General features: G+C 64.1%; 12 protein-coding genes. 5 read left to right on the top strand and 7 right to left on the bottom strand.

The features are described from left to right. Positions 1-32 precede the first annotated feature (32 nt). Positions 33-1,415: a bifunctional phosphatase PAP2/diacylglycerol kinase family protein gene (locus AC51GR_RS15710; RefSeq protein ID WP_496325567.1), complete on the bottom strand. Its 1,383-nt coding sequence runs from the start codon at positions 1,413-1,415 to the stop codon at positions 33-35. A gap of 49 nt (positions 1,416-1,464) precedes the next feature. Further along, positions 1,465-1,884 carry a PaaI family thioesterase gene (locus AC51GR_RS15705; protein ID WP_496325876.1) on the bottom strand — a complete coding sequence of 140 codons (420 nt, stop codon included), beginning with the start codon at positions 1,882-1,884 and terminating at the stop codon, positions 1,465-1,467. Positions 1,885-2,065: 181 nt separating this feature from the next. On the opposite strand from AC51GR_RS15705, the gene AC51GR_RS15700 reads away from it, so the two are divergent. Further along, positions 2,066-2,692 carry a TetR/AcrR family transcriptional regulator gene (locus tag AC51GR_RS15700; RefSeq protein ID WP_496325566.1) on the top strand — a complete coding sequence of 209 codons (627 nt, stop codon included), beginning with the start codon at positions 2,066-2,068 and terminating at the stop codon, positions 2,690-2,692. Here the strand turns inward: AC51GR_RS15700 and AC51GR_RS15695 are convergent. From AC51GR_RS15695 to AC51GR_RS15675, 5 genes are all read right to left on the bottom strand, one after another. Further along, a complete protein-coding gene (locus AC51GR_RS15695) occupies positions 2,665-3,474 on the bottom strand; it encodes an adenylate/guanylate cyclase domain-containing protein (RefSeq protein WP_496325875.1) in 810 nt (269 codons plus the stop codon). The two genes, AC51GR_RS15700 and AC51GR_RS15695, sit on opposite strands and share 28 nt — an antisense overlap. Before the next feature lies 1 nt (position 3,475). After that, positions 3,476-4,714: a fatty acid desaturase family protein gene (locus AC51GR_RS15690; protein ID WP_496325565.1), complete on the bottom strand. Its 1,239-nt coding sequence runs from the start codon at positions 4,712-4,714 to the stop codon at positions 3,476-3,478. Positions 4,715-4,759: 45 nt separating this feature from the next. Next, positions 4,760-5,869 carry a ferredoxin reductase gene (locus AC51GR_RS15685; RefSeq protein ID WP_496325564.1) on the bottom strand — a complete coding sequence of 370 codons (1,110 nt, stop codon included), beginning with the start codon at positions 5,867-5,869 and terminating at the stop codon, positions 4,760-4,762. A 133-nt stretch (positions 5,870-6,002) separates the two neighbouring features. After that, complete coding sequence (locus AC51GR_RS15680; protein WP_496325563.1) at positions 6,003-7,121, bottom strand: DUF475 domain-containing protein; 1,119 nt, start codon at positions 7,119-7,121, stop codon at positions 6,003-6,005. 114 nt (positions 7,122-7,235) lie between these two features. Further along, complete coding sequence (locus AC51GR_RS15675; protein WP_496325562.1) at positions 7,236-7,811, bottom strand: TerD family protein; 576 nt, start codon at positions 7,809-7,811, stop codon at positions 7,236-7,238. Between the two features lie 240 nt (positions 7,812-8,051). Between AC51GR_RS15675 and AC51GR_RS15670 the strand changes: the two genes are divergently transcribed. From AC51GR_RS15670 to AC51GR_RS15655, 4 genes are read left to right on the top strand one after another with little or no spacing between them, the layout of a single operon-like run. Further along, positions 8,052-9,257 (top strand): hypothetical protein, encoded by a 1,206-nt coding sequence (locus AC51GR_RS15670; protein ID WP_496325561.1) that lies wholly within the window; start codon positions 8,052-8,054, stop codon positions 9,255-9,257. Next, complete coding sequence (locus tag AC51GR_RS15665) at positions 9,257-10,516, top strand: HpcH/HpaI aldolase/citrate lyase family protein (RefSeq protein ID WP_496325560.1); 1,260 nt, start codon at positions 9,257-9,259, stop codon at positions 10,514-10,516. Before AC51GR_RS15670 ends, AC51GR_RS15665 begins: the two co-directional genes overlap by 1 nt. Continuing rightward, on the top strand, positions 10,513-11,808 hold the full coding sequence (locus AC51GR_RS15660; RefSeq protein WP_496325559.1) for a phosphoribosyltransferase family protein: 1,296 nt from the start codon (positions 10,513-10,515) through the stop codon (positions 11,806-11,808). The genes AC51GR_RS15665 and AC51GR_RS15660 overlap by 4 nt, the downstream gene beginning before the upstream one ends. Then, positions 11,805-12,938, top strand: a complete 1,134-nt coding sequence (locus AC51GR_RS15655; protein ID WP_496325558.1) for a cysteine protease StiP family protein — start codon at positions 11,805-11,807, stop codon at positions 12,936-12,938. Before AC51GR_RS15660 ends, AC51GR_RS15655 begins: the two co-directional genes overlap by 4 nt. Positions 12,939-12,953: the final 15 nt, after the last annotated feature.

Raw genomic sequence — 12,953 nt, 5'->3', positions numbered from 1 at the left:
CGGCACCCGCACATCCAGATGGAGCCGATATCTCAGTGGTAGACGGTGAGCGCGCGTGGTTCGACGTCCATCCTGATGTCGTCCACAGGATCCTCGACCTCCCCGTCATGGGCAATGAGGATGGGGCCTGACCGCGATCGGATCTCGATCCGGTCCGACTGCACCGATCCCAACACCCGACTCCGCTCGACGGTGCCGAAGAGAGATGCGATCACGGCGGTGGTTCGGCCCCAGCGCTTGTCGGCGCGGAGGTACTGCAGATCGAGAATCCCGTCGGCGAGATCGGAACGCGTCCCCGGATTCAGTCCCCGAGGCCAGTAGGTGCCGTTGCCTACGAACACGGCCCAGACCGGATGTTCTGCACCGTTGATCTCGAGAACGATCGGTTTTGTGCCCTTCAGCGCGCGGAACAGCGAATAGGCCGCGGCCGGCCACTTTCCGATCTTGTGCTCCAGGCGCTCCCTGAGCCGGACCATGCCGGGGTAGCCGCCAAGACCGGCGGTGTTGAGGAAGATCGCCCCGTTGACCCGTCCGACATCGACTGTTCCGGCAGATCCGGAGGCGACAGCCGCCGCAGTCTCGGCGTAGGTTTCCAGGTCCAGTGTGCGAGCAAAGTGGTTGAGCGTCCCGGCCGGGAAGACGGCCAATGGCAGGCCACGGTCGAGGGCGAGCTGCGCAACCGCCGCGGCCGTGCCGTCACCCCCGGCCACCCCCAGTGCCCGGGCGTCTGCCGGGACCTGTTCGGACAACGGGCTGTCGGGATCCCAGTGGACGATGTGAGCCGATGGGAGTACGCCGAGGATGCGGTTCTCGGCACCATCGGAACTGCCGGCTCTGGAGTTGATCACCACGGTCAGGCCTTCTCCACCGGGTAGGGCCGCTGCCGTACCCGGAGCGGTCCGGGCCGGACCTGCCGGTGCCGCCGGCCACAGGCGATGCCCGGCCAGGGCCACGCCCGCCCCGACCGCGGCCCCCGCGAAAACGTCACTGCGGTAATGGACACCGAGATAGACCCGCGAGTACGCAACAGCGGTGGCCAGGGGCGCCACGACGATCAACGTCCGTGGACGCTCCAGTGCGGCACCCACGGCGAAGGCGGCCGCGGAGGCGCTGTGTCCACTCGGGAACGAAGAGGTCCATGGCATTTTGCGAAGCGCAGGCGGTAGCAGTGGATCAACTGGTGGTCGGCCTCGGCTGAACAGCGGCTTGAGCACCGCGTTGGAGAGCAGGCTCGCTCCGGCCAACGACCCGATCCCTCGCAAACCCGCACGCCGATAACGCTTTCCGCTACAGGACAGAACGCCCGCGACGCCGAACCACAGCTTGCCGTGATTGGCCGACAACGTCAGATGTCGCATGGCCGGTTCGACCAGGCCGGCGTCGAACCGGGCGGTGGATCTGCTGCTTCTGCTCACCCGTGCAGTCTAGGGACAGCGGTCGGGCCGGGGCGGCAACACGCCCCGATCAGCTGTGGATGATGCAGGTGGTCGTGCCGTGGGCGATCAGCTTGCCCGCTTCGTCGAAGATCTGTCCCTCCGCGGTGGCGGTGCGACGCCCGGCGTGGATCACCTTGCCATGACCGATGATTCGGCGACCGTCGGTGGGAACCGATCGGATGTAGTTGACCTTGAGTTCCAGGGTTCCGTATCCGATGCCCGGTGCGAGTGTGGTGTGGACCGCGCACGCCATCACGGAGTCGAGGAGGGTGGCACAAATACCTCCGTGCAGCGATCCGATCGGGTTGGTCATATCCGGGCGGGCCCGCAGGCTGAACTGCACAACACCTTCTTCGAGGCTGTCGATCTCCATGCCCACCAGTTGCGAGATGTTCGGTGGCTGGTCCGGGAGTGAGGTCAGGAAGCGAAGGACCTCGAGTCCGTTCATCTCCTCGATGCGCGGCGCCGCCGGCTCCGAAGAAGCAGGGACTGACGACGGGTTGTCTGTCTGGGCGGTCATGGGCGATCCTCCTGTAGATTGTGGACCAGTCGGTCCACGTGGGTGTGAGCCTAACACCGTAGTGGACCGATCGGTCCATCGACTCTGACAGGAAAGTACGAGGCAACCCGTGAGCGGCGATCCGATGCAGCACTTCGACGACACGGCCGGGCCACGGGAGCGACTGGTGAATACCGCGATCGATCTCGTTCGCCGCCGAGGCGTCTTCGCGACGAGTGTCGCCGACCTACTCAAGCGCAGCGGTTCCGCCCGCAACTCCATCTACCAGCACTTCCCTGAAGGAAAGTCGGAGCTCATCGCCAACGCCACCGCCTCGGCCGGCGAGGAGATGACATCGTTCATCGCACATCTGGCCGCCACCCGGACGCCGACCGACGCCGTCGACGGTTTGATCAAGTGGTGGAAGCGGGAATTGGTCCGATCAGAGTTCGCACTCGGATGTCCGGTGTTGGCCGCGGCCATGTCTGCACCCGACGAGCCGCAGGTCGCAGCCACGGCCAACGTGGCGTTCGACAGGTGGCGAGATCTGGTGGCACAGGCGGCGATCGCCGACGGCGTGGACGCGAATGCTGCCCGGGACTATGGACTCTTTGTGGTGAACGCGATCGAGGGATCGATTGTGCAATGCCGCAGCCAGCGCGATGTCAGGTCACTCGATATCGCGGCCGACCAGTTGAAGGTGCTCTACCGCTCACTACCCAAAACTGATCAACGACCCTCCGCGACGTCGTCGTAGCGCGGTACGACGGCATACACGACGAGATCTCTGGGAGTACCCTTCGCGCGAAAGCGTCTGCGCCGCTTGAGGTATTTGGTCTGGTCGGTGGCGGCCAGGGTCGCTTCGGTTGCCAAGACCTCACCGGCTGACGCGGCGTCGGCCACGCGGGCGGCGATGTTGACATCGACACCGAGGAAGTCGTCACCGACGGGGCGTGGTCGGCCGGTGTGCAGACCCGCGCGCAGCGCCGGCCGATAGCCGTCGAGTGTGATGGCGCTGACCGCGACCCCGGCTTCATGAGCGGCCTCGATGGCGTCGGTACCATCGGGGAACACCGCCATCAATCCATCACCGAGGTACTTGGTCACCGTGCCGCCGCGCCTGCTGATGATCTCCTCACTGGCGCGATTGACCTCGCCGAGCAATTTCAGGACGGCGTCATCGCCCGCACCGAGGGCCCAGGTGGAAAATCCCACCAGGTCCGTGAACAGGATCGTGACCGGGCCGCCGTCGTCCGGCCCGGACCGGCCGCGACGCGACACGAATGCCTGCCACGATTCGACAGCGGCCAGACCGAGTTCTCGCACGGCACTGGGGTTTTCGCCCCGCGCCTGCGCGATCAGACCGGCGATCCGGTCTGATCCGCGCATCCGGTCCGCGGTCACCTCGGCGCCGGCGCCCGGGGTTCTGACCCGAACGGCACGCGCGATCCGCACCGCGGTCGCATTGCTGTCAGACCTGGACAGGAACTCTCCCGCCTGGCGGGCCCCGTGGCGTGTCCGGGCGAGGCGACCGGCGATGTCAGGCCACCTTCACTTTCGACTCGCGGAGTTCACGCAAGGCGGTGCGCAGTCCCCGGCGACGGCCGGTATCCGGGTCCGGGCCGAAGGACGTCTGCATGCCCTGACGAACGTTGAAACGGAGCTCTGAAGCGGTCTCCGGTGCATCGTCGGCGGTTGCCGAGAGCAGGGCGTTGGGCAACGCCAGCTTCGCGATGGTGCGGAAGGTCTGCAAGTACTGATGTGCCAACGACCCCGTGGTGTACGGCAGATCGTATTTGTCGCACAGTTCGCGGACACGTACCCCGATCTCCTCGTAGCGGTTGCTCGGCAGATCCGGAAAGAGATGATGCTCGATCTGGTGACTGAGATTGCCGGTCATGAATCGCATCAACCGTCCGGCCCGAATATTGGCCGACCCCAACATCTGTCGCAGGTACCAGCGGGCCTGGTCTTCGTTTTCGTACTCGGCCTTGGTGAACTTCTCGGCGCCGTCGGGAAAGTGTCCGCAGAAGATCACCGCGTACGTCCAGTAATTCCGGATGAAGTTCGCCGTGAGGTTCGCGGTCAGCGTGTGCTTGAAGTTGGGACCGGACAGCGCCGGGAAGATCAGATAGTCCTTGGCGGCCTGCTTGCCGACCTTACGGCCGATGATCTTGAGATCCTTGGCCACGTCGCGCATGCTCTTCTCGCCCTTGCGGACCTTCTCGGTCTCGACATGATGCAGCGCCACGCCGTATTCGAAGAAGGTGCCGAGCAGGAAGTTGTAGACCGGATTGCCCAGGTTCCACCACTCCCAGCGCTGGTCACGCGTGACCCGCAGGATCCCGTAACCCACGTCATCGTCGAGGCCGACGATGTTGGTGTACTTGTGATGGATGAAATTGTGGGAGTGCTTCCACTGAATGCTCGGGCACGTGGTGTCCCATTCCCAGGACGAGGAATGGATTTCGGGATCATTCATCCAGTCCCATTGCCCGTGCATCACGTTGTGCCCGAGTTCCATGTTCTCGATGATCTTGGCGACGCCGAGCATTGCCGCGCCGGCGACCCAGGCCGGCTTCTTGTTGCTCGCGAACAGCACCGCCCGTCCGCCGGCGGCCAGACCGCGTTGCAGCGCAATGGTTCTGCGGATGTAGCGGGCGTCGGAAGCGCCGCGGGATTCTTCGATGTCGCGCCGTATCGCGTCGAACTCTCGGCCGAGAGCCTCCACGTCCGCCTCGGACAGGTGTGCGTATCGATCGATGTCGGTGATGGCCATTGCAACTACCCCCTGTTTGTCTTGTCGGTTCGCACGTGTGCCGGCTCAGAGATCCAGCGTGCATTCACCAGACACGGTGCTGATACATGTCTGGATCCGGTCCCCTTCCCTGCGCTCGTCCCCCGAGCGCAGATCGCGAACGTATCCGCCGTCCAGTGGGACCACGCACGATTGACAGATGCCCATTCGGCAGCCGAACGGCATCTGGATCCCGAGTTCTTCGCCGGCCTCCAAAAGTGTTGTGGCCCCATCGATATGTGCTTCTCTACCGGACTTGGCAAAGGTGACCGTGCCACCCTCTCCGCCCTTGTCTGTCCGGGCGATGGCAAACCGTTCGATGTGGAGCCGTTCGCGGAGCCCATGGCGTTCCCACACCTCCTCGGCCACATCGAGCATCTGCACCGGGCCGCAGGCCCAACATTCGCGTTCCTGCCAATCGGGTACGACGGACGACAGGTCGTTGAGGTCGACTTTGCCATCCTGACGGGTCAGATGCATGTTCAACGCGTACCCGTCGCGACGGTCCTGCAATTCGACGAGTTCGTCGTGGAAGATGACACTGTCGCGATCGGGTGCCGAGTGAATGTGCACCACATCAGGCATCGGCCCCCGGCCGTCCAATGCGCGGAGCATTGCCATCACCGGCGTGATGCCCGATCCCGCAGTGATGAAGAGGATTTTTGCCGGCGGCGGATTCGGCAGAGAGAAATCGCCCTTGGGTGCAGCGAGTCGGATGACGGTGCCCGGCTCGGCGCCATCGACGAGGTGGCTGGACAGGAACCCGTCAGGATTGGCCTTGACCGTCACCGAGATGATTTTTCCGTCGCCTGCGATGGATGTCAGAGAATATGAGCGCCAGTGCCAGCGACCTTCGATCTGAAGACCGATTCCCACATATTGTCCGGGCCGGTACTCGTGGTCGAATCCCCATCCCGTCTTGATGTCGACGGTGGCGGTGTCACGGGTCTCTTTGCGGACCTCGACGATCTTGCCCCGCAACTCACGCGCCGACCACAGTGGGTTGAGCAGATGCAGGTAGTCGTCGGGCAGCAAGGGTGTTGTCGCTCTGGCCACCAGTCCCCGCGCGACATTGACCTGCGGCCGCGTAGCCTGTACCTGCTCGGCCGGACGCTTGCTCCATTTCAGGAAGCCCACTACCCCCCACTCCCTCGCTCATCGCCGCGGATGGAATCCGATGGCGGGTGTGTGCCGCCATCACCTGTAGGAGTTCGAGTGTACATGTGTACACCGGATGGGCGGGCCGATCAGCGTCCGGCCGACTCTGGAACTAGCTGGTTGTGGCCACATCCTTCTCGGGGCTGTCCGAGTCTGCACCGTTGGCGTCGTCGCGGCGGTTGGCGTAGATACTCGACAACGCCGCCGCCCCGATGAAGGCCACGCCTACCAGGCCGGTGATGATCTCGTTGATGTGCCACTTGATCGAGAAGAACAGGATCGCAGCGAGCGCGCCGATGGCCCAGTGAGCGCCGTGTTCGAGGTAGCGGTACTCCGAGAGCGTGCCGGCACGGACCAGGTACACCGTGATGGAACGGACGAACATCGCTCCGATGAAGCCCAGACCCAGGGCGATGATGATCGGGTCGGCAGTGATCGCGAACGCACCGATGACACCGTCGAACGAGAACGACGCGTCGAGGACCTCGAGGTAGAGAAAGAGGAAGAAGCCGGCTTTACCGGTCGCCTTCGCCAGGTCGGTGGGACCGCCGGACTTCTCGGCCTGTTCGTGTTCGGCCGTGAGTTCATCGGTGTGGAACAACTCGCCGAGACTGTTGACCGCGATGTAGGTGATGATGCCCAGGACACCGGCGACCATCACCGTTGCCCGCTGGTCGTCGGGGGCGAGGAACTCCGCGATCAGTACCAGGCTGCCACCGGAGATGACGACGGCGAGCTGATCGAGCCTGCCGATTGTGGCCAGTGGCTTCTCGAGCCAGGTCAGCCACTTGATCTCGTTGTCCTCGAGGATGAAGTTGAGGAAGAGCATGAACAGGAACATGCCGCCGAACGCCGCGATCTGCGGATGCGCAGCGGTGAGGATCTCTTCATACGATTCCTTACCGGAGCCCTCCTCCGGCACGTTCATGGCCAGATCAAAGGCTTCAACCGGATTCAGACCGGCCGTGACCCAGACGATCAGCAGCGGGAACAGCAGGCGCATGCCGAAAACGGCGATGAGGATGCCGATGGTGAGGAAGATCTTCTGCCAGAACTCACTCATCTTCTCGAGCACGGTCGCATTGATGACCGCATTGTCGAATGACAGCGACACCTCGAGGATTCCGAGGATCAGGCAGAGGGCCAGTGCGGTCCAACCCCCGTAGAGGAATGCAACGCCCAACGAGACGATCGTGACGAGGATCGAAATCCCGAATGTGCGGATGACCACACCTGCTCCTTAATTCTTGCTCTTACGTGTCAACAGCACTATCGCGGAACCCCGGAAGGTTCCGCGATAGTGCTGAATCATACGACTTCAGTTATCTATTCGCCGGTCGGTCGATCAGACGTTGACGCCGTAGTCGCGAGCGATGCCCGCGAGCCCGGAGGCGTAGCCCTGGCCGATGGCGCGGAACTTCCACTCTGCACCGTTGCGGTACAGCTCGCCGAACACCATGGCGGTTTCGGTGGACGCGTCCTCGGACAAGTCGTAGCGGGCGAGTTCGGTGCCGTTGGAGCGGTCGGTCACGCGAATGTAGGCGTTGCGGACCTGCCCGAACGACTGCGAGCGCGAATCGGCGTCGTAGATCGAGACGGGGAAGACCACTGATTCGATGTTCGGGGGGACCGCCGACAGGTCGACGTTGATGACCTCGTCGTCGCCTTCGCCCTCACCGGTGGTGTTGTCACCGGTGTGCTCGATCGATCCATCCGGCGACCGCAGGTTGTTGAAGAAGATGAAGTGCTGATCGGAGATGACCTTCTTGTCGGCTCCGGCGGCGATGGCGCTGGCATCAAGGTCGAAGTCTGCGCCGGTGGTGGAACGGATGTCCCAGCCGAGTCCGACCGCCACTGCGGTCAGATTCGGTGCCTCTTTTGTCAAAGAGACGTTGCCGCCCTTGCTCAAGCTGACGCCCATGTCAGTACCTTCCTGAGGTTGATTCATAAGTTGAGTAGAGCCGGCTCCATGCCAAATGCTGGCGCGGAGCCGAGCCTTGTGGTCAACCGTACGTGAATGTGGACATGGTTGGGACAGTCCGCTCCCTTACCTGCACATTTTTGCGTGATCTATGCGCGAATCGAATGACAGCGGGCGCATTGACCGCCGAAGTCGACCGCAACAGGCGGCGATTGTCGCCGCTCCCAGTAGGATGCGCGTGTGGCCGGGCGCTGGTTTCGACGAGATAGCCGTGACGTCGGTGGCGGGTCCACCGACGTTCTGACCCGTGCCCGCAATGACATGGTTGCCGGGTTCCTGGAACTCGATCAGCGGCTGTCCATCTTGGCCGACGGTGTCGACGCCGCAGCCGCCCTGGGCCTGTCCCCCGAGCTGATCCGATCCTTCGCCCCGATCCGGGATGACTGCTACGAGACCATCAATCAATATCTGGCGCTCAGCGATCCCGATGCCACTGCTTCGCTGGCCGACTACCAGCAGACGTCCGAGCGGATCACCAAATCCATCCAGCGGTTGGACCGCTTCTATGAGCAGAACTCGACCCAGGTCGAACACGCCAGGACGGCATACGCGGCCATTCCGGACGAGGCCATCCGGGTTCGCCAGGAGTCCGACCGTCTCGTGGACCAACTCGGTAACCTGACGGCCAACCAGCTGGGTTACGGTTCCGTCAAAACTGCTGTGGCACAGTTCGATCAAGCACAGGGCCGGCTCGAGGCCGCGCAGCTCCAGGTGTCCCAGGGTGGTGATCGTGCCGAGTTGCAGGCGAGCACCGCCGCGATGAGGGCGGCGATCGAGAAGTTGCAGCAGGCGATCGCCGAGGCGCCGGGCAAGGAGGGCCAGGCGCGCGCGGCGCTGGCATCGGTGCGGACGCGGCTGGCGGCGGTCCGCAATCGCAGCGCCCGTATGCCAGAGGCGTACTCGGCTCTCCTGAGGGAGTTCAGTGCGGCATGTTCGGCGGATCTGATCGGCGACGACCAGCGGAGCGCCGCGGATCTTCAGCGGGCCGAAGCTGAAATAGATACCGCAGCAATCGAACTCGCATCCGATCCGGAAGCGTCGCTGGCTGCGATCACGCGGGCCCGTGCGGTGCTCGCCGACGCCGAGCAACTGGTCGACGGGGTCACCGACCGATTGAATGAACTTCGGGTGGTCCAGCAGGACCCTTCGGCGGCCGCAGGTAGAGTTCGTTTTCAGATACGTGATGCACAACTGCTTGCAGTGAACCTGGGATTGGTCAAACAATGGGGTTCGGTGCTCGACGCGCAGGTGCTGCGCGTGGATCGCGCTGTTGCCGCATTGACCGGGCGGCACCCCGACTACTGGGGCTATCTGGTCGACCTGCGAGCCATCTCTGACTTCGTGACCGGAGTCGTGAACAAAATGAAGGATGAGGCACGGCGCTGATGATCGAACAGGCCATCTCCGGCGGCGACGGGGGCCGCACCGGGAAAGTGGATGAACAGAAGACGGACTCTGGTGGAACAGTGCACGGCGCCAATCGAATCCAGCACTTCGCGGCCCTGGACGACGTCGAACGCGAAAGACTGTTCCATTTGTTCCCCGAGACGATCGACGCGGACGCCGGGCCGGAATTGCTCAGCGTCGCGATCGGAGCGACCCTCTACATTCCGGCGATTCGGGACCGGCTGGCCGAGCTGATCCTGCGACAGGGCCGTGACGGCTCGACGTCGATGGTCATAGACCTCGAAGACGCGGTCGCGGACCATCGGGTTCATGCGGCCATGACAAATCTGGTGGAGGCACTCGATCATCTCGCCGACCACGCGGCGAATGCGCCGTTGCTCTTCGTTCGGGTTCGCAACGCCGAACAGATCGATGAGCTGGTCAGCCGGCTCGGACGCGGAATCGATGCGCTCGCCGGATTCGTGTTGCCGAAGTTCACCGCCGTCACCGGGGCCGACTACCTGAGTCGGATCGACGGCGCGGCGGCCCAGGCGGGCCGGATGTTGTACGCGATGCCGATCATCGAGTCGACGTCGGTGCTGCACCTGGAAACCAGGATGTATGCGCTGAGCAGTATTCGGGACCTGCTGGCCAGGCACCGGGACAAGGTCCTCGCCGTCCGGATCGGTGGCACCGATATGTGTGGCGCGCTCGGGATCCGGCGCGATCCCGACCTGACCATCTATGACGTGCAACCGGTCGCCGAGGTGATCGGGGCAATCGTCAACGTCCTGGGACGGGCCGATGGCACCGGCTACACGATCACCGGACCGGTGTGGGAGTACTACAACACCCATGAGCGGATGTTCCGGCCGTTGTTGCGACACACCCCATTCGAGCAGATCGACGCCGTGAGGTTCCGCACCCATCTGGTCAGTCGAGACCTCGACGGACTGCTGCGGGAGCTGGTGCTCGACCATGCGAACGGCCTGCAGGGCAAGACCGTCATCCATCCGTCCCACGTCAACGTCGTGCATGCGATGAGTGCGGTCTCGCACGAGGAATACGTCGACGCGGTGGCGGTACTCGGTGTCGATGACTCCGGCGGAGTGGAACCCTCGATCTATCGGAACAAGATGAATGAGCGTCGCCCACATCGTGCGTGGGCAGCGAAAACGCTTGTCCGGGCCCAGGCATTCGGCGTCCTGCAACCGGAGATCGGCGTTGTGGACCTGTTGGCCTCGGTGGTGGAGCCGTGAGCGAAACCGACAACCGGGCGGTCGTCACCCCCACCGTGCCGTACGCGACATCTGAGTTCGGTCTGCGTGCCGAACATGTCAGCGGCCATCGTGGCCGGCGGGTCGAGGATCTCGTCCGACCGGGCCTGCGCCGCAATCCCAAACGTGCTCATCTCTGGGTGTCGACGGTGCTGGGCAAACACATCCCGGTCTCACCGGAGGTGATCTTCGCCGCCGCCGGGGAACTCGGTGAGCTGGCGACCTCGGCGTTGCACGCGCGTGGTGCCGACGATGCGCTGGTTTTCGGATTTGCCGAGACGGCAACCGGTTTGGGGCATGCGGTCGCTCACCGGATGCGTGCCGGACATTATCTGCAGTCCACGCGGCGCAGCGAATCACATGTGCCGGTCGTCGCCCGTTTCGAAGAAGGCCACTCACACGCGACCGACCATCTGGTCGTCCCGACCGATTCTCAGAGCCTGCTCACCGACCTTCCGGTGGTGCTCGTCGACGACGAGATCTCCACCGGGGCCACGGCGCTCGACGCCATCAGGTCGATGCAGGAAATCCATCATCGGTCGCTGTACGTCGTGGCGTCGCTGGTCGACATGCGCACCGATGGCGATGTGGCCCGGTGCCGGGAGCGGGCCGAAGAGCTGGGCATCGACATCGACTTCATCAGTCTGGCGCAGGGTGTCACGAGCATTCCCGAGGACCTGCCCGCACAGGTTGTGGCGCTCCCGCCCGGGCCGTTGCATCAGGCCGGGCGTCCGGGCCGGTTCGTGCGGCTGGACGTGTCGTGGCCGCAGCACATTCCCGATGGTGGGCGATATGGCTTCGACCACAGCGATTGGGCCGAGTTCGATCAGGCCGTGACCGTGCTGACCACACAGGTGGCCGCGGCGCTGGACGCGGCGCGCCCGGTAATCGTCATCGGGCATGAAGAATTGATGTATCTGCCTCAGCGGATCGCCGGTGAGCTGTCCTCGATACTGGACGGCCCTGTCCTGAGTCAGACCACCACCCGCTCCCCCGCACACGTCATCGATCATGGCGGCTATCCGTTGCGTCGTGGCTATCGCTTCGATGCACCCGAGTCCGATGTGGCAACGGATCGATTCCTGTACAACGCAACCCGGGAGCACCCCGGGTCCCAGCTTGTCGTCGTGCTCGATTCCCCAGCGGACACACCCACACTGACCGCGGCGGGCGGGCTGGTCGAAACGCTGCGTGCCGGTGGCGACGACGTCTTCGCGGTGATCGTTCCCGGCACCGATTACCGGGCTCTGCAGGCCAGGCGAGGGCAGCGATGAGCGTGCAGCCAGAAGCCGGATTCGGTGTCCCACTGGTGGGGCCGGACTTCGGCAGCTACGCCCCCGACGAGGTGCGGTGGCTCCTCAAGGATCTGTCTCAGGTGGCTCTCGAAGCCGACGTCGCCTCCCGCGAACAGCGGATCCAGGCCAGGCTCGCGCACTACGCCGAAACGCTGCCGGTCGAGTTCCAGCCCGACGCGGCCTACCAGGAACTCTTCCATCGAGTTCTCGACGAGAGTGCGCATCGCCTGGCGGTCGCGGTGGGAGCGGTCACCGATCTGGTGCTCGCCGAGCGCGGAAACGACGTGGTGCTGGCCTCACTCGCCCGCGCCGGTACGCCGGTCGGTGTCCTGATGCGCCGATGGGCTCGCCATCATCACGGCGTGGAACTGCCGCACTATGCGGTCTCGATTGTCCGCGACCGTGGAATCGACGCCAACGCGATGAGATATCTGGCGGCACATCACGATCCGCAGAAGGTGGTCTTCGTCGACGGCTGGACCGGCAAAGGTGCGATCACCCGAGAGCTCGCAGCCGCGCTGGACGAACTCGCCCAGGCCGGCGGCCCCCGTTTCAACCCCGATCTGGCGGTGCTCGCCGATCCGGGTGCGTGCGTTCGTACATACGGGACCCGCGACGACTTCCTCATCGCCTCCGCCTGCCTGAATTCGACTGTGTCGGGCCTGGTTTCGCGAACTGTGTTGAACGATGAACTCATCGGACCCGATGATTTCCATGGCGCGAAATTCTACTCGGAACTGATCGGGCAGGACGTGTCGGCCGTGTTGCTGGATGCGGTCACTGCCCATTTCGACTCAGCTGCAACCGAAGCCGCGGCACGGCTCGCGGACATCGTGTCGTCGGACCGATCCCCGACCTGGTCGGGATGGCGCTCCGTCGAGGCCATTCGCGAGCAGTACGGGATCTCGTCGGTGAACTTCGTGAAACCCGGCGTCGGTGAGACCACCCGGGTTCTCCTGCGCCGGGTGCCATGGCGGGTCCTGGTCCAGGACGCCGATGATCCCGCGCACGAACACATCCGAGCACTCGCCGAGGCTCGATCGGTGCCCGTGGAGGTGGTCCCGGAGCTGGCGTACAGCGCCGTGGGCCTGGTGAAAGAGGTCATGTGAGCGGTTGTCTCCCGG

Source organism: Williamsia sp. z71, assembly GCF_059553375.1.
The sequence above is the reverse complement of the archived record's forward strand: the minus strand, read 5'-3'. Positions and strand labels throughout refer to the sequence as shown.

Bases quoted from the DNA above. Each gene is read 5' to 3' on its own strand.
- AC51GR_RS15665 (WP_496325560.1), top strand. From the start codon at position 9,257: ATGATCGAACAGGCCATCTCCGGCGGCGACGGGGGCCGCACCGGGAAA.
- AC51GR_RS15705 (WP_496325876.1), bottom strand. From the start codon at position 1,884: ATGAACGGACTCGAGGTCCTTCGCTTCCTGACCTCACTCCCGGACCAG.
- AC51GR_RS15655 (WP_496325558.1), top strand. From the start codon at position 11,805: ATGAGCGTGCAGCCAGAAGCCGGATTCGGTGTCCCACTGGTGGGGCCG.
- AC51GR_RS15675 (WP_496325562.1), bottom strand. From the start codon at position 7,811: ATGGGCGTCAGCTTGAGCAAGGGCGGCAACGTCTCTTTGACAAAAGAG.
- AC51GR_RS15690 (WP_496325565.1), bottom strand. From the start codon at position 4,714: ATGGCCATCACCGACATCGATCGATACGCACACCTGTCCGAGGCGGAC.